Source organism: Clostridia bacterium, assembly GCA_019683875.1.
GTDB lineage: Bacteria > Bacillota > Sulfobacillia > RBS10-35 > Bu92 > Bu92.
The window spans coordinates 1-14,842 of sequence record JADGHN010000039.1; the positions used below are offsets into that span (position 1 = coordinate 1).

A 14,842-nucleotide genomic window follows, 5' to 3' on the forward strand; every position below is an offset into this window, starting at 1 on the left:
ACGATGGCCGGGTCCAGCTCCAGCTGGCGGATCACGGCGATCGTCTGCGAGGCGAAGGCCTCGTTGAGCTCGATCGCGTCGACGTCCTGGAGCCGCACGCCGGCCCGCTCCAGCGCCTTCGGGACGGCCCGCACGGGGCCGATGCCCATCACTTCCGGGTCGACGCCGGACACGGCGAAGCTCCTCATGCGGAGCCGCGGCTTGAGGCCGTGCGCGCGGGCGTAGCGTTCCGACACCAGCACCAATGCGGCCGCGCCGTCGCTGGTCTGCGAGGCGTTGCCGGCCGTCACCGTGCCGCCCTCGCGGAACGCGGGCCGCAGGCGCGCGAGCGCCTCAAGCGAGGTGTCGGGGCGGACGCCCTCGTCGGTGTCGACGGTGACCCACGCTTCGGCTTCCTGCGGCGCGACCGCCGTCCCCGCGACGGACCCCGCGCCCGCCGCAGCCGCGCCGGCCGCCCCGTCCGCGCCGATCGCCCACGCGAGCGGCCCGCCCGCCGCGCGGTAGGCGGCGGCCACCCCCGTGCGCAGGCCCGTCGGCAGCGCCGGCCGGGCGAGGTCGGCCGCGGGCACGCGCACGGGCACGATCTCCTCCCGGAACCGGCCTGCCGCGATCGCCGCCGCCGCCCGCCGGTGGCTCTCCAGCGCGTACGCGTCCTGGTCCTCGCGGCTCACGCCGTAACGGCGCGCCACCTCCTCGGCCGTCTGGCCCATCGAGATGTAGACCTCCGGCCACGACTCCACCAGGTCCGGGTGCGGCGACGGCGTGAACCCGACCATCGGCACGCGGCTCATGCTCTCCACGCCACCGGCCACGACCACGTCGGCCGCGCCCGTGGCGATCGCCTGCGCCGCCATCGCCACGGCCTGCAGGCCGGAGGCGCAGAAGCGGTTGACCGTCACCCCCGGCACGCCCGTCGGCAGCCCCGCCTTCAGGGCGGCCACCCGCGCGATGTTCAGCCCCTGTTCGCCTTCAGGGATCGCGCAGCCCAGAATCACGTCGTCGACGTCTTCCGGCGCGACGCCCGCGCGGCGCACGGCTTCGGCGATCGCTGTCGACGCGAGGTCCACCGGCGTGAGCGCGCGGAGCCGGCCCCTGCCGGCCTTGCCGATGGGCGTGCGCGCGCCGGACACCACAAACGCGCTTTCCATCGTAGCCTGCCTCCCATCCGGGTGCCGCGGCGCGGGACGCCGGCGTGTTCCGCTCCTGCGCCCCGCGCCCGCCCTGTCAGTTGCGCAACGGTTTGCCGGTCTCGAGCATGTGCCGCATGCGGTCCTGCGTCTTCGGCTCCCCGCAGAGGCTGAGGAACGCCTCGCGCTCGAGCTCCAGGATGCGCTCCTCCGTGACCAGCGTGCCGGCCGGCACGTCGCCGCCGCAGAGCACGTGCGCGAGGCGCCGCGCGATGAGCCGGTCGTGGTCGCTGATGCGCCCGGCGCGCCACATCTCGTCGACGGCCAGCTGGATCTGGGCCTTGCCCTCCCGCCCGGCCACCGGCACCGGCGGCGTGGCGCGGGGGACGTAGCCCTGCTCGTCGAGGAAGATCACGCGACGTTTCGCGTCCTCCAGCAGCCGCTCGCGGTTCACGCTGATGCCGTCCTCGGGCCGCAGGTAGCCCAGCTGGCGCGCCTCGGCCGCGCTCGTCGAGACCTTCGCGAGCGCGATGGTCTCGAACACCCAGTGCGCGAGCGGGTTGAGGTCGAGGGCGGCGCCCGGCGGCACGCTCGCCAGCGCGCGCACCCAGCGCTCCTTGACCCCGCCGCCGGCGGGGATGACGCCGCCGCCCACCTCGACGAGGCCGACGTACGACTCCGCCGCGACCTGCGCGGCCGGCGCCGCCATCAGGAGCTCCGCCCCGCCACCGAGCGTCATGCCGTGCGCCGCCGCCACGATCGGCTTGGGGAACGTCTTGGCGCGCTGGTTGACCTCTTGAAGGTCGCGCACGGCGCGCTCCACCTGGTCCCAGGCACCGGCCTGCGCGGCCATGAGGACCAGCATGAGGTTCGCGCCGACGCAGAAGTTCTCATTCGCGCCGGTGAGCACGAGGCCGCGCCAGCCGCGTTCCACCTCGTCCAGCGCGCGGTTGTACGCCGACGCCGTGTCGGGGCCGATGGCGTCCTTCGCGCCGTGGAGCACCAGCGCCGCCACGCCGTCGCCGAGGTCCACCAGCGTCGCGTCCGGCGCGCGCCAGACGGCCCGCTCGCGGCGGAGCACCGCGACGCTCGGGAAACCGGCGCCGCCGGGCAGCGGGCCGTAGCCGCGCCCGGGGTGGTAGCATTCCGGCGTGCCGTCGGGCGCCGTGCGGTAGAAGGACGTCGCCCCCTCCCTGCGCATGGCCGTGATCCAGTCCGGCAGGCGCTCGCCTTCCGCCTCCAGCCGCTCGGCCGTCCGCTCGAAGCCCAGCGCGTCCCAGAGCTCGAAAGGCCCCAGCTCCCAGTTGAAGCCCCAGCGCATGGCGCGGTCGACGCTCGCCACGTCCGGCGCGATCTCCGGCAACCGGCGCGCGGCGTAGGCGAGCAGGCGCCGCGTGACGGCCCACGCGAACGCGGCTGCCTCGTCGCCGCCGCCCAGCAGCGCCCGTGCCCGGGCGACCGGGTCTTCTGCCTTCAGCGCCGCGCCGACGGACGCAAAGCGCGGCTTCTCCCGCGGGCGGTACTCCATCGTGTCGAGGTCCAGCGCCTCGATCACCGTGTTGCCGGACGCGTCCTTGCGCCGGCGGTAGAAGCCCTGGCCGGACTTCTCGCCCAGCCAGCCGCGCTCGACCATCGCCGCCACGGCCGGGTGCACCTCGAACGCGCGCCGCTCGTCCTCGTCGGCCGCCTGGCGGCGCACGTTGCCCGCCACGTGGACGTAGGTGTCGAGGCCGACGAGGTCGAGCGTGCGGAAGGTCGCGCTCTTCGGGTGGCCCATCGCCGGGCCGGTGATCGCGTCGACGGCGTCGACGCTCAGGCCGCGCGCCCGCATCTCCTCAATGGTGACCTGCGTGGCGTACGTGCCGAGCCGGTTGGCGATGAAGTTCGGCGTGTCGTGGGCGACGACGACGCCCTTGCCGAGGCGCAGCTCGGCGAACTTCCGCATCCGCTCGAGGAGTTGCGGGTCCGTGTCCGGGCCCGGGATCAGCTCCAGGAGCCTCATGTACCGCGGCGGATTGAAGAAATGCGTGCCCATGAAGGCGCGGCGCGCCTCGTCGCCGAGCGCGGCCGCGATGGCCGCGATCGGGATGCCCGACGTGTTCGTCGAGGCGATGGCGCCGGGACGCAGGTGCGGCTCGACCCGCTTCCAGAGCGCCCGCTTCGCCTCAAGGTCCTCCACGATCGCCTCGACGACCCAGTCCGCCCCGGCCACGCGACCGAGATCCTCCTCGAAGCTGCCGGGACGGATGCGGAGCAGCGCCGACTCTTCATAGAGAGGGGACGGCTTCAGCTCCGTCAGCCGCTTGAGACCCTTGACCGCCAGGTCGCGGTCGATGTCCAGAAGGTCGCAGTCGACGCCGACGTTCGCAAGGTGCGCCGCGATCTGCGCGCCCATCACGCCCGCGCCCAGCACCACCGCCCTGCGAATGGGAGGGAACGTCGTCATGGCTTCGCTCCTTTCACGTTGGCCCCGTCGACGCCGCGGCCGGCCGGGCCGCCCAACCCCCGGACGAGCAGGCGGCAGACCGGCTCCACGAGCGACGCCAGGTCGTACCGGTAGCCCGACATCACCCACGCGGTCACGCACTGGTCGACGGTGCCGAAGATCATGCGCTTGGCCACGCGCAGGTCCATGTCACGGTCGAAGCACCCCTCCTCGATGCCGCGCCGCAGCACCGCCTCGATGCGTTCGAAGTACGGCTGGATCGCTTCGTCGATGCCCCGGCGGATCTCCGGATCCGACTGGCGCATCTCGATCTGCGTCACGGCCGCCAGTTCCGGGCGGTGGGCGAGCATCGCGAGGTGCACGCGGACCAGGCGCTCGAGGGCGTCCGGCGCCGACGCCGCCTCGGCCAGCGACGCGTCGAGCGCCTCGATGAAGCGGCCGAACCGCTCCCGAAAGAGCGAGATCAACAGATCCTTCTTGTTCGCGAAGTACAGGTACACGGTGCCGCCGGCCACGCCCGCCTCCGCGGCGATGCGCGACACCTGCGCGCCCGAATACCCCTGCCGGGCGATGACCCGCTCGGCCGCGTCCAGGATCTCCTGGTAGCGGTCCGGCGCGCCCCGGCGCATGTGGCTCAAACTCAAGACGTCCTGCGCTCCTCTCCGGAGGATGGCGGCCCGGGTTCCTCCGGCGCCGCCCGGCCCGCCTCCCCGAGCCCGGCCTGCCGCCGCGCCTCCTCGACGAGGACGCGCCGCAGGATCTTGCCGACCGCGCTCTTCGGCAGTTCCTCACGAAACTCGATGATCCGCGGCACCTTGTAACCCGTGAGCTGCGCCCGGCAGTGACGCTCGACCTCCTCCGCCGTGAGCGCGTGGCCGGGCTTCAACTTGATCACCGCCTTCACCGTCTCGCCGCGGTAGGGATCCGGCACGCCGAACACCACGGCCTCCTCCACCGCGGGCAACTGGTAGAGGACCTCCTCCACCTCCCGCGGGTACACGTTGAAGCCGCCGGCGATGATGACATCCTTCTTGCGGTCCACGATGCGGAAGTACCCGTCGGGATCCATCGTGGCGAGGTCGCCCGTGCGCAGCCAGCCGTCCTTCAGCACCATGGCCGTCTCGTCCGGGCGGTTCCAGTAGCCCTTCATCACCTGCGGACCCCGCACGCAGAGCTCCCCCACCTCGCCCGGGCCCACCTCCTCGTCCGTGTCCGGGTGGACGAGGCGGGCGTCGGTGTCCGGCCAGGGCAGTCCGATGGAGCCGGGGCGGCGCTCGCCCCACAGCGGGTTGCAGTGCGTGACCGGCGATGCTTCGGAAAGGCCGTAGCCCTCGACGAGGCGGCCGCCCGTCAGCCGCTCGAACTCGCTCTGCACCTCCAGGGGCAGCGGCGCCGACCCGCTGATGCACGCGTCGATCGAGGACAGGTCGCGCTTCTCGATGCCGGGAAAGCGGTTGATGGCCACGTACATCGTCGGCGCCCCGGGGAAGATCTGCGGGCGGTAACGCTCGATGGCGTCGACCATCGCCTTGACGTCGAACCGGGGAATGAGGACGATGGTCGCCGCCTGCCGGACGGCGTAGTGGAGCACCGTGGTGAGGCCGTAGACGTGGAAGAAGGGCAGGACCCCCAGCGTGACGCCCTCCCCGCGCTTGAAGCGGTAGAGCCACGCCTCCGTCTGGAGCGTGTTCGCGACGAGGTTGCCGTGCGTGAGCATGACGCCCTTGGCGACGCCCGTGGTGCCCCCCGTGTACTGGAGCAGGGCGAGGTCGTCGCGGCCAAGGCTCTCCCCGGGCAACGACCGCTCCGCCTCTTCCGGGCGGACGGCGCGCCAGAGCTCGTCGTAGCGGAGCGTGCCGCGTCCGTACGGAATCTCGGGGAGCTTCTCCTTCAGCGGGTACAGCCGGTTGAGCGGGAACGGCAGGCGATCGCGGATGCTCGTGTACACCACCGTCTCCAGTCCGGTCTGCGGGCGGGCCTCCGCGAGGCGCGGGTGGACGAGGTCCAGGGCCACGGCCACGCGCGCGCCGCTGTCGTTCAGCTGGTGCACCATCTCCCGCACGGTGTAGAGCGGGTTGACCCAGACGACGACCGCCCCCGCCAGGAGCGCGCCGTAGTGCGCGGCCACCGCCTGGGGGCAGTTGGGCAGGATGAGCGCCACGCGGTCGCCCGGCCGCACGCCGAGCCGGCCGAGCGCCACCGCCAGGCGGCGCGCCTCGTCGCGGATCTGCGCGTATGTGCGCCGCGCGCCGAAGAAGATCGTGGCGACGCGCCGGGGGTAGTCCCGCGCGGCGTCTTCAAGAAAACGCGGCAGCGGGATGTCGGGGTAATCGAGCGACGGCGGAACCTCCTTTGGATAATGCTCAAGCCAGGGCCGGCGCGCTGCGATCGACATGGCATCGACATCCCCTTCGCCGTTTCCCGGACTGAATGAACGTTCATTCACTTAAAGGCACAGTATTCGCGCCGGGCCTCCGCGCTTCCTTCCGGAGCGGCCGTTCCCGCCGCGCGACGAACCTTTACACTGGAAGCGACGAGATCAGGACATGCGTCCCATCGCCGGATCGAGGAGGACTGTCCCGTGAACGAAACCGCCGCCCCGCCGGAGAGCGCCGCCTCGCCGGCCGTCACCCTGCGCGACGTCGCCCGTGCCCGCCACCGCATCCGCGGCCTCGCCGTCGAGACGCCGCTCGTCTCCGCGCGCACGCTCGGGGAGACGGCCGGACTGAAGTTGTGGCTGAAGGCCGAGAACCTGCAGCGCACCGGCTCCTTCAAGCTCCGCGGCGCGGTGAACCGCCTCGCCGTCCTCGCCCGCTCCGGCGCCCCGCTGCGCGGCGTCATTACGGCATCCTCCGGCAACCACGGCCAGGCGCTCGCCTACGCCGCGCGGGCGTTCGGATACCCTGCGGTCGTCGTCGTGCCCGAGGACGCCGCCCCGCCCAAAGTGGCGGCGGCGAGGACGTTCGGAGCGGAGGTCGTCCACTGCGGCCGGACCAGCGCGGAGCGTTTCGCGAAGGCGTACGACCTCGCCGCGGAGCGAGGGCTGGAGTTCGTGCCGCCGTACGACGACCCGGACATCATCGCCGGCCAGGGCACGATCGGGCTGGAGATCCTCGAAGCCTGCCCCGAGGTGGAGGCGGTGCTCGTCCCCCTCGGCGGCGGTGGGCTGCTGGCGGGCATCGCCACGGCGATCAAGGAACGCGCGCCGCGCGTGCGGCTGGTCGGCGTGGAGCCGGAAGGCTCCAACGCGCACCAGCAGTCCCGGGCAGCGGGCCGCCCCGTGACGCTGCCGCGCACGGAGACCGTGGCCGACGGCCTTCGCAAGCTCGCGCCCGGCCGGCTCACCTTCCCGATCATCCAGGAAAAGGTCGACGAGATCGTCACGGTCTGCGACGAGGAGATCCTGCAGGCCATGGCGCGCCTCGCGCTGACGGCCAAGCTCGTCGTCGAGCCGTCCGGCGCGACGAGCGTGGCCGCCGCCCTCAACGGGCGGGGCGTGCGCCCCGGCGAGCGCGTGGTGTGCGTGCTGTCCGGCGGCAACGTGGATCCGGCCGTGCTGGCGCGCGCGCTGGAGACGGCCCCGTAGCGCGGGCCGCGGGTGCCCGGCCGCGCGGGCGCGCCCGCGGCCTGGGCGGCGGCGCCTCGCCGGGCCGTCAGCCCAGCCCGCCGAGCTGCTTCAGCATCTGCACGTCGAGCCCGTGACGGGCCAGCGTCTGGCCCTGCGCCTCCACGTCCCGCTCCAGACGGTCAAAGCGCCGGTTCAACTCGGCTTGGAAGTCGCTGATCTCGGCGTGGACGCGCGCGATGTCGTCCCGCACGCCGCGCAGTTGCTGGCGCAGGGCGCTCGCGTCGTCCCGCGGGTCCGCCGCGTGAGCGCGCAGCCGGTTGTCCTGGAGCAGGAGCCGGACATCGGTGCGCAGTCCCTGCACGTCCTCCTCCAACCGGCGCAGCCGTTCCTCCTGCGCCGCCAGCCGGCGCAACAGCTCTTCCAGGAGCGCCTCCGTGCGCCGTTGAGGGTCCTCCGCCCGCGTTCCGTAATTTCCTCTCAACGTCATCGCAGTGCCCCCATGTGCGCGAATCACAGAGTGTCGCGCCGGATTTCCACAAGTTCGACACCTTCGCCATCCAGGAGCCGCTCCAGGTGACGCAGCGCCTCGTCCCTCAGGGCTTCGGCCTGGCGGCGCCCGCCGGCCACGGCCGCGATGCCGAGGGTGGCCCAGTGCGGGTCGTCGCCCAGCTCCACCTGCGCCACGGCGATCGGAAAACGCGCCCGCATGCGCTGCAGCGCCCCGTCAAGAGCCCGGCGCCGGTCCTTGAGCGAGGCCGCCAAGGGCAGGCGGACGCGCACCTCCGCGACCGCGACGATCACGCCCGCTCCCGGCCGAAGGCTGCCCGCAACGCGGCTTCGTCGTAGCCCGCGACGGCCGCGCGGCCGTCCGTGACGATCGGCCGCCGCAACAGGCGCGGCTCCTCGGCAAGCAGGTCGAGCAGGGCGTCGTCGTTCGCCGGGATGCGCGCCGGATCCTCCGCGAACCCGAGTTCCCGGTAGCGCGTGCTCCGCGTTGAGAGCAGGTCGCGCGCGCCGCCCGGCAGCAGGCGCGCCACCGCCGCCAGTTCCTCGCGCGACGGCGGCTCGTCGAAGATGTGCCGCTCCGTGAAGGTCCCGACGTTCTGCGAAAGCCACGCTTTCGCCTTGCGGCAGGAGGTTCACCCGGGATAGAGGAATGCCGTCACCGCCACGGAAATGCACCTCCGAGATTCGTCTCCCTTGTACGATAGCACCGGAAGGGACGTGCCCGATGAGCGCCATCCTGCAATGGTTGAACGCCCGCCAGGACGAGATGGTCGACACCCTTCGCCGCGCGGTGGAACTGGAGTCCCCGTCGGACGATGCCGAAGCGCTGCACCGCTTCGCCGACTGGCTTGTGCCGCGCGGCCGGGCGATTCCAGGGGTGGCCGTGGAACAGCTGCCCGACCCGGCGGGCCCCATGGTGCGCATGGCGTTGTCCGGCACCGGCCGCCCGGTGCTCCTGCTCGCCCACTTCGACACCGTCTGGCCGCTCGGCACCTTGGAACGCATGCCGCTTCGCATCGAGGGCGGGCGCCTCCACGGCCCCGGCTCCTTCGACATGAAGGCCGGGCTCGTCCAGGGCCTCTACGCCCTGGCGGCGCTCGCGGCCCACACGCGCCCAGAGGAGCGGCCGCCCGTGATCCTGCTCTGCACGAGCGACGAGGAGGTCGGCAGCGAGCGGTCCCGCGCACGGATCGAGGAGGAGGCGCGCGCGAGCCGCGCCGTGCTCGTGCTGGAGCCGGCGATGGGCCCGGAGGGCGCGCTCAAGACCTGGCGCAAGGGCGTCGGGGACTTCCGCGTCGAGGTGCGGGGGCGGTCCGCCCACGCCGGGGGCGACCACGCCGCGGGCCGCAACGCGATCGTCGAACTCGCGCGCCATATCCTGGAACTGGAGCGGCTGACCGACTACGAACGCGGCACGACCGTCAACGTGGGCGTCGTCTCCGGCGGCACGCGGTCGAACGTCGTCCCGGAATTCGCCGCGGCGGAGGTGGACTTCCGCGTGATGACCCTTGAGGAGGCCGAACGCCTGGAGCGGGCGATCCGCGGACTGCGCCCCCACGCCGAGGGGTTTGCGGTGACGGTCACGGGCGGGCTCAACCGGCCGCCGCTCGAGGAACGGATGACGCGCGACCTGTTCGCCCTGGCGAAGGAGGTCGCCGCCGGGCTCGGCTTCGACGTCGCGGCGAGCGGCACGGGCGGCGGCAGCGACGGCAACTTCACCGCCGCCCTCGGCGTGCCCACGCTGGACGGCCTCGGCGCCGTCGGCGACGGGGCGCACGCGCTGCATGAACACGTGGCCCTCGACGCCATGCCGCAGCGGGCGGCGCTCGTGGCGGAGCTCGCCCTGCGTCTCCATGAAACGAGGTGAGCCTCAGGTGCGCTGGTACGCGTTCGTCGGCTGCATCCTCATCGGCACCGGCCTGGGCGTGCTCACCGGCCACGCGGGTGCCGGCTCGCTGATCGGCGTCGGCGCCGGGTTTCTGGTGGTCGCCGTGCTCAGCCGGCACGACTGACCGCCGGCCACCGACGACGCGGCGCGGCGCCCCGAGCTCCGGGGGCCGCGCCGCTCGAGCCACTCATGCGGGACCGCGATCGGGCCGACGGCAAGGCCGGCCGCCGCGGACCGCTCCCGCCTACTTCCCCGCCTGCAGCGCCTTGACGAGCGCGTCGACGATCGGCTTCCACTCGCCGACGAGCCCGACCTCCGCCACGCGGAAGATCGGCGCTTCCTTGTCCTTGTTGATCGCCACCACGTGCTTGGCGCCGCTGATGCCGGCCAGGTGCTGGCTGGCGCCGGAAATGCCGACCGCGATGTACACCGTGGGGGCCACCGCCGTGCCCGTCTGGCCGACCTGGTACGACTGCGGCACCCAGCCGGCGTCCACCGCCGCGAGCGAGGCGCCGACCGCGCCGCCGAGGAGGTCGGCCAGTTGCTTGAGCTCGTTCTGGAACGGTTCCGGGCCGCCGACGCCGCGACCGCCGGAGACGACGACCGGCGCCGCGTCGAGCGGCACGCCGGTCTGCGGCGCGGCCTCGCGGCCGAGCACCTCCACCGAGGGCTCCACGGCAGCCGCCGTGAGCGTCTCCACGGCGGCCTCCGCCTGGCCCTCCGCAGGAGCCTCGAACGCGCCCGCCTTGACCGTCGCCACGACGGGGTCGCGGCGGCCGACGAGCTTCGCCACCGCCTTGCCGCCGAAGACGGGCCGGCTGAACACCGGGCGGCCGTCCTCCACCGCGACGTCGCTGATCTCCGTCAGCGGGCTGCCGCCGAGCCGCGCGGCCAGGCGCGGCGCGACCTCGCGGCCGATCGAGTCGGCCAACGCCAGCACGACGCGAGCGTCCCGCCCTTCGAGCGCCTGCTGCGCCGCCGCCGTGAACGCGTCCACGTCGTACGACTGCAGCGCGTCTCCGGATACGTGAACGACCGCGTCCGCGCGCCGGCGCACGGCCTCCACCGCGGCGTCCGCGCCGGCGCCGACCACCACGCCGACGAGCTTCGCGTTCAGCGCCTGCGCCAGGCCGCGGCCGGCGCCGAGCGGCTCCAGGGCCGCCTTGGCCGTCGCGCCGCCCGGCGCGAAGATGAGCACGTATACGTCCGCCATGAGTGGGTCCGCCTCCTTACGCGGAAAGCCAGCGCCGGATCCGCTCCGCGAGCGCTGCCGCCATCTCTTCCGGTTCGCCTTCGAGGAACTCGCAGCGCGCCTCCCGCTGCGGGATCGCCAGCGCCACGGCTTCCACGGCCGCATCGTCGAGCGGCACGCCCAGCTCCGCCGCCGGGATCTCTTCGATGGGCTTGCGGTGCGCGGCCACGACGTCCTTCAACTTCGGCAGCCGCAGCACGTTCGACTCGTGGTTCGTGACGGTGACGACGGCCGTCTTCTTGGGGCGCACGCGCTCGATGCCGTCGTCGACCTGCCGCGTGATGACGACGCCGCCGTCCGCGATCTCCGCCGCGTAGCCGAGGCCCACGAACGCCGCGCCGAGCTTCTCCGCCAGCACCGGCCCGACGACGCCCTGGTCCCAGTCGCCCGACTGGCGGCCGACGAGAATGAGGTCCGGCGCGCTGTCCAGGCGCCGGATGGCCGCCGCGAGAATCTCGGCGACCGTCGACGAGTCCGGCCCCGGCAGGCGCTCCAGGTCCACCCGCACGGCGCGGTCCGCGTTCAGCGCGAGCGCCTTCCGAAGCGCTTCGTTCGCCTCCGCCGGGCCGGCGGTGATCACCGTGATCCGGGTGTCCGGCTGCGCGTCCTTGAGCTTCAGCGCGACCTCAAGCGCGTTCTGGTCGAACGGCCCGATCGCGCGCGGCAACCCGGCCTCTGCCGGCGAACGCCCGTCTTCCGCGATGCGGAAGCTGGCCGGCGGCATTTCCGGGTCGAGGATGTGTTTGATGCACACCACCACGTGCATGGTGGGCACGCTCCCTTCTTCCGGCGGCGGATGGGTCCCGCCGCCGCAGGCACCGCTACCAGTGTACCCGCGGCCTCAAGCCGCGGATAGACCGCGGTTCAGCGCGACGCGCCCGAGGGATGGAAGCGGACGATCGTGTTCGCCCCCATGTCCGCCACATACAGGTCGCCGTCGGGCCCCACCGCCACGGCGAGAGGGTGCGCAAACCCCGTCGCGAAGGGCTGCACGGACCAGGGACGGCCCTCCGCCTTCGGCGGGAAGGCGACGACGACCTGCCGCCCCACGCGCGGATCGCCGTCGTTCGCGCCCCACAGTGCGATGAACGCCGCACCCTGGTACTCGGCGGGGAACGCGTCGCCGCGGTAGATGGCCAGCCCGTCCGCGGACGAATGCGGGGGAAGAAGGACGAGCGGCAGCTTGGTGCCGTCGCAGTGCGTCCCCTGGCCGGCTCCCCAGCAGTCGGGCCAGCCGTAGGCGCCGCCCGTCTCGATCAGGTTGAGCTCGTCCGGCACGCCCTTGTCGGGGACGTCGCGGCCGTTGTCGGTCGCGTACAGCGCGCCGGTCTTCGCGTCGAACGCCAGGCCGTACGGGTTGCGCAGCCCCGTGGCCACGACCCTCACGTCGTTGCCGTCAGGGGTGGCGCTGAGGATCGACGCCTCGTACGGCACGATCCCGCCCTCGCCGTGGTCGCTGCGCGAGCCCTGCCCCCAGTAGAGGCGCCCGTCCGGCCCCAGCACGACGTTGTCGTTCTGATGGCGTCCCACCGGCAGGCCGGTGACGATGTCCTCGCGCTGGTCGGCGGCGCCGTCGCCGTCCGTGTCCCGCAGGCGGGTGAGCCGGCCGCGTTGGGAGACGACGAGGTCGCCGGCGCGCAGCACGGCCACGCCGAGCGGATCCGTCAGCCCGTCGGCGAAGACGGACGTCTGGTCGGCGGCGCCGTCGCCATCCGTGTCCTTCAACGCGACGACGCGCCCCACAAGCTCGGTCACGTACAGCGTGCCGTCCCGGCCGAACGCCATCGCCGTCGGCTGGGCCAGCCCCTGGGCGAACGTGGAACGGACAAAGCGGTCCGGGTCGTCGCCGGGCGGGACGGAGCCCTGCTCCGAGGGCCAGACCCCCACCCCCACCTGCGCGGGCGTGTTCGGGGCGCTGGGGAGCCCGCCCAGGCGGTTGTCCAGGCGCGCCCAGCGCAAGCCCGCAAAGACGGCCACGGCCGCGAGCACGAGCGCGCCGAACCACAGCCAGCGCTCCCGCACGGCCCCTCACCTCCGAGCCCATGCTACTACCGCTCGCGGGTGTACGGCACCGGAATGTACTGCACCGACGGCCGCCGCCCGCCCGGCTGCGGGTACAGGTCCATCAGACGGTAGACGGCCTCCGGCATCTCGCAGTTCACGTCGAGGCCCAGCGCGCGGAGCTGGTCGCAGTCGATCGGGTAGTCGTGCGTCCACTTGCCGTGGGTGAGCACCGTCGCGACCTTCTCCGCCTCTTCCTTCGGCATCTTGGTCTCAAGCAGCCGCACGACGAACTCCTGCACCTGCGCCACCGCCTTCTCGGCGATGTCCGCGAGGATGAGCGTCTGGTCGTCGACCTTGTCCCGCCCCTTTTCGCGCACGGCGCGCAGCAGCGAGACGGCCGGGTAGTTGCCGAGCTGCGGGTCGACCGGCCCGAGCACGGCGTTCGGATCCATGACGACGCGGTCCGCCGCCAGGGCGATCAGCGTGCCGCCGGACATCGCGTAGTGCGGCACGAAGACGGTGACGGGCGCCCTGTGCCGGCGCAGCGCCTGGGCGATCTGCTCGGCGGCGAGGACGAGGCCGCCCGGGGTGTGCAGGATCATGTCGATGGGCACATCCTCGGGCGTCAGGTGGATGGCGCGGAGCACCTCTTCCGAGTCCTCGATCGTGATGTAGCGGGAGATCGGGATGCCGAGGAAGCTCACGGACTCCTGGCGGTGGATGAGGCTGATGAGCCGGGATCCCCGGCTCCGCTCGATGGCGCGGATCAGTTGCACGCGCTTCTGGTGAAGGAGCCGCTGCCGGTACAGCGGAGCCAGGGACCAGAGAAAGACGAGAAGCCAGAACCAGTTCCAGAGGCCGCCCACGGCGTCACCCCGAGTCAGGATGTGCTGCGCCTAGTGTCGGCCGAAGCCGGACGCGGGCATACCTCGCGCCGTCGTTCGGGCCCTGGCGCGCGCTTCGTGGCCAGTCCCGCGCCGTTGGGGTAATGTACTGATGATGATGAACGAGCGCGCATTGGCCACGGATGTCCGCCTTCGCGTCAGCGAGATCTTCACGTCCATCCAGGGCGAGGGCGTGAGGGCGGGGTACCTCTGCACGTTCGTGCGGTTCCAGGGCTGCTCCGTGGGCTGCGAATGGTGCGACACGAAGTACACCTGGGACTTCTCCGGCGGCACGCCCATGTCGCTCGAGGAGATCTACGAGCGCATCGAGACGCCGAACGTGGTCCTCACCGGCGGCGAGCCGCTGCAGCAGCCCAAGCCGGCGATGCTCGCCTTCGTGCGCGGGCTCAAGGCGCGCGGCCACTTCGTCCAGGTGGAGACGAGCGGCCGCTTCCACGCGCCGTGGGTGGAAGAGGTGGACTGGCGCACCGTGTCGCCCAAGCCGCCCACCTACGCCATCGCCGAACGGCTCCGGCCGCTCGTCGACGAGCTGAAGTACGTCGTCGACGACGCCTTCACCGAAGACCGGGTCACGCCGCTGCCGGGCTGCACCGTCTCCCTGCAGCCGGAGGGAAACAAGCCGCAGTTCGTGGCCAAGGCCCTGGAGATCCTGAGGCGTCACCCGGAGTGGCGCCTTTCCGTGCAAATCCACAAGTTCTTGGGGTTGGACTGACATGTACCGTCTCACCGTCCGGCGTCACTTCGACGCTTCGCACATCGTGGAGGGCCACCCGGGCAAGTGCGCCCGCCTGCACGGCCACCGCTGGGTGGCGGAGGTGGAGATCGACTGCCCGCGGCTGAACGAGATCGGCCTGGCCATCGACTTCGCGGACGTGAAGCGGGCGCTGGACGAGGTCCTGCCCGACCACGGCCACATCAACGACGTCCTGCCGGAAGGGTACAACGCCACGGCGGAGCGGATCTCGCAGTGGCTCTACGAGACGCTCGCGCCCCGCTTCGCGGCGATGGGCGGGCGCCTCGCGCGGCTCACCGTGTGGGAGACGCCGGACGCCGGCGCGACGTACATCCCGGACGGCGAGGACCGGGGGGCGGGCGCGCGGTGACGGGGGACGCGCAAAAACACACAACCAACCCCCCGCGCCCAT

The 14,842-nt window shown here is 72.7% G+C and carries 16 protein-coding genes; 5 read left to right on the top strand and 11 right to left on the bottom strand.

Annotated features, from left to right (window positions below; genetic code table 11):
• From IRZ18_04685 to IRZ18_04700, 4 genes are all read right to left on the bottom strand, one after another.
• On the bottom strand, window positions 1-641 hold a 641-nt coding region (locus tag IRZ18_04685), incomplete at its 3' end, for a hypothetical protein (GenBank protein MBX5476404.1).
• Between the two features lie 583 nt (window positions 642-1,224).
• Window positions 1,225-3,573, bottom strand: coding sequence for a 3-hydroxyacyl-CoA dehydrogenase/enoyl-CoA hydratase family protein (locus IRZ18_04690; GenBank protein MBX5476405.1), 2,349 nt, complete (start codon window positions 3,571-3,573; stop codon window positions 1,225-1,227).
• Window positions 3,570-4,202 (bottom strand): TetR/AcrR family transcriptional regulator, encoded by a 633-nt coding sequence (locus tag IRZ18_04695; protein MBX5476406.1) that lies wholly within the window; start codon window positions 4,200-4,202, stop codon window positions 3,570-3,572. The genes IRZ18_04690 and IRZ18_04695 overlap by 4 nt, the downstream gene beginning before the upstream one ends.
• Window positions 4,203-4,213: 11 nt before the next feature.
• Window positions 4,214-5,962 carry a long-chain fatty acid--CoA ligase gene (locus IRZ18_04700; protein MBX5476407.1) on the bottom strand — a complete coding sequence of 583 codons (1,749 nt, stop codon included), beginning with the start codon at window positions 5,960-5,962 and terminating at the stop codon, window positions 4,214-4,216.
• A 243-nt stretch (window positions 5,963-6,205) separates the two neighbouring features.
• Between IRZ18_04700 and IRZ18_04705 the strand changes: the two genes are divergently transcribed.
• Entirely contained in the window at window positions 6,206-7,159 is a 954-nt protein-coding gene (locus IRZ18_04705) for a threonine/serine dehydratase (protein ID MBX5476408.1), read from the top strand.
• Window positions 7,160-7,226: 67 nt separating this feature from the next.
• Here IRZ18_04705 and IRZ18_04710 read toward each other — a convergent pair whose 3' ends face one another.
• Genes IRZ18_04710 through IRZ18_04720 form a run of 3 tightly spaced genes read right to left on the bottom strand, consistent with a single transcriptional unit; the run spans window position 7,227 to window position 8,178 of the window.
• Window positions 7,227-7,628, bottom strand: coding sequence for a hypothetical protein (locus tag IRZ18_04710; GenBank protein MBX5476409.1), 402 nt, complete (start codon window positions 7,626-7,628; stop codon window positions 7,227-7,229).
• Window positions 7,629-7,651: 23 nt separating this feature from the next.
• Entirely contained in the window at window positions 7,652-7,942 is a 291-nt protein-coding gene (locus tag IRZ18_04715; protein MBX5476410.1) for a DUF503 domain-containing protein, read from the bottom strand.
• Window positions 7,939-8,178, bottom strand: coding sequence for a hypothetical protein (locus tag IRZ18_04720; GenBank protein ID MBX5476411.1), 240 nt, complete (start codon window positions 8,176-8,178; stop codon window positions 7,939-7,941). Before IRZ18_04720 ends, IRZ18_04715 begins: the two co-directional genes overlap by 4 nt.
• A 119-nt stretch (window positions 8,179-8,297) precedes the next feature.
• On the opposite strand from IRZ18_04720, the gene IRZ18_04725 reads away from it, so the two are divergent.
• Together IRZ18_04725 and IRZ18_04730 are read left to right on the top strand one after the other, a co-directional pair.
• Entirely contained in the window at window positions 8,298-9,515 is a 1,218-nt protein-coding gene (locus tag IRZ18_04725) for a M20 family metallopeptidase (GenBank protein ID MBX5476412.1), read from the top strand.
• Window positions 9,516-9,522: 7 nt separating this feature from the next.
• Window positions 9,523-9,660 carry a hypothetical protein gene (locus tag IRZ18_04730; GenBank protein ID MBX5476413.1) on the top strand — a complete coding sequence of 46 codons (138 nt, stop codon included), beginning with the start codon at window positions 9,523-9,525 and terminating at the stop codon, window positions 9,658-9,660.
• A gap of 120 nt (window positions 9,661-9,780) precedes the next feature.
• On the opposite strand, the gene IRZ18_04735 is transcribed toward IRZ18_04730, so the two are convergent.
• From IRZ18_04735 to IRZ18_04750, 4 genes are all read right to left on the bottom strand, one after another.
• Window positions 9,781-10,749, bottom strand: coding sequence for an electron transfer flavoprotein subunit alpha/FixB family protein (locus IRZ18_04735; GenBank protein ID MBX5476414.1), 969 nt, complete (start codon window positions 10,747-10,749; stop codon window positions 9,781-9,783).
• A 16-nt stretch (window positions 10,750-10,765) separates the two neighbouring features.
• Complete coding sequence (locus IRZ18_04740) at window positions 10,766-11,554, bottom strand: electron transfer flavoprotein subunit beta/FixA family protein (GenBank protein ID MBX5476415.1); 789 nt, start codon at window positions 11,552-11,554, stop codon at window positions 10,766-10,768.
• A gap of 98 nt (window positions 11,555-11,652) precedes the next feature.
• Window positions 11,653-12,810, bottom strand: coding sequence for a PQQ-dependent sugar dehydrogenase (locus IRZ18_04745; protein MBX5476416.1), 1,158 nt, complete (start codon window positions 12,808-12,810; stop codon window positions 11,653-11,655).
• 26 nt (window positions 12,811-12,836) lie between these two features.
• Window positions 12,837-13,658 carry an ATP-dependent Clp protease proteolytic subunit gene (locus IRZ18_04750; protein MBX5476417.1) on the bottom strand — a complete coding sequence of 274 codons (822 nt, stop codon included), beginning with the start codon at window positions 13,656-13,658 and terminating at the stop codon, window positions 12,837-12,839.
• Window positions 13,659-13,788: 130 nt separating this feature from the next.
• Between IRZ18_04750 and IRZ18_04755 the strand changes: the two genes are divergently transcribed.
• Window positions 13,789-14,409, top strand: coding sequence for a 7-carboxy-7-deazaguanine synthase QueE (locus IRZ18_04755; GenBank protein ID MBX5476418.1), 621 nt, complete (start codon window positions 13,789-13,791; stop codon window positions 14,407-14,409).
• Between the two features lies 1 nt (window position 14,410).
• Window positions 14,411-14,800, top strand: coding sequence for a 6-carboxytetrahydropterin synthase (locus IRZ18_04760; protein MBX5476419.1), 390 nt, complete (start codon window positions 14,411-14,413; stop codon window positions 14,798-14,800).
• The last annotated feature ends 42 nt before the right edge of the window (window positions 14,801-14,842 follow it).

What these genes read in the sequence shown, in the direction of transcription:
- IRZ18_04690 (MBX5476405.1), bottom strand. Translation starts at nt 3,573, where the DNA reads ATGACGACGTTCCCTCCCATTCGCAGGGCGGTGGTGCTGGGCGCGGGC.
- IRZ18_04695 (MBX5476406.1), bottom strand. Translation starts at nt 4,202, where the DNA reads ATGCGCCGGGGCGCGCCGGACCGCTACCAGGAGATCCTGGACGCGGCC.
- IRZ18_04710 (MBX5476409.1), bottom strand. Translation starts at nt 7,628, where the DNA reads ATGACGTTGAGAGGAAATTACGGAACGCGGGCGGAGGACCCTCAACGG.
- IRZ18_04725 (MBX5476412.1), top strand. Translation starts at nt 8,298, where the DNA reads ATGCCGTCACCGCCACGGAAATGCACCTCCGAGATTCGTCTCCCTTGT.
- IRZ18_04735 (MBX5476414.1), bottom strand. Translation starts at nt 10,749, where the DNA reads ATGGCGGACGTATACGTGCTCATCTTCGCGCCGGGCGGCGCGACGGCC.
- IRZ18_04740 (MBX5476415.1), bottom strand. Translation starts at nt 11,554, where the DNA reads ATGCACGTGGTGGTGTGCATCAAACACATCCTCGACCCGGAAATGCCG.
- IRZ18_04755 (MBX5476418.1), top strand. Translation starts at nt 13,789, where the DNA reads ATGATGATGAACGAGCGCGCATTGGCCACGGATGTCCGCCTTCGCGTC.
- IRZ18_04760 (MBX5476419.1), top strand. Translation starts at nt 14,411, where the DNA reads ATGTACCGTCTCACCGTCCGGCGTCACTTCGACGCTTCGCACATCGTG.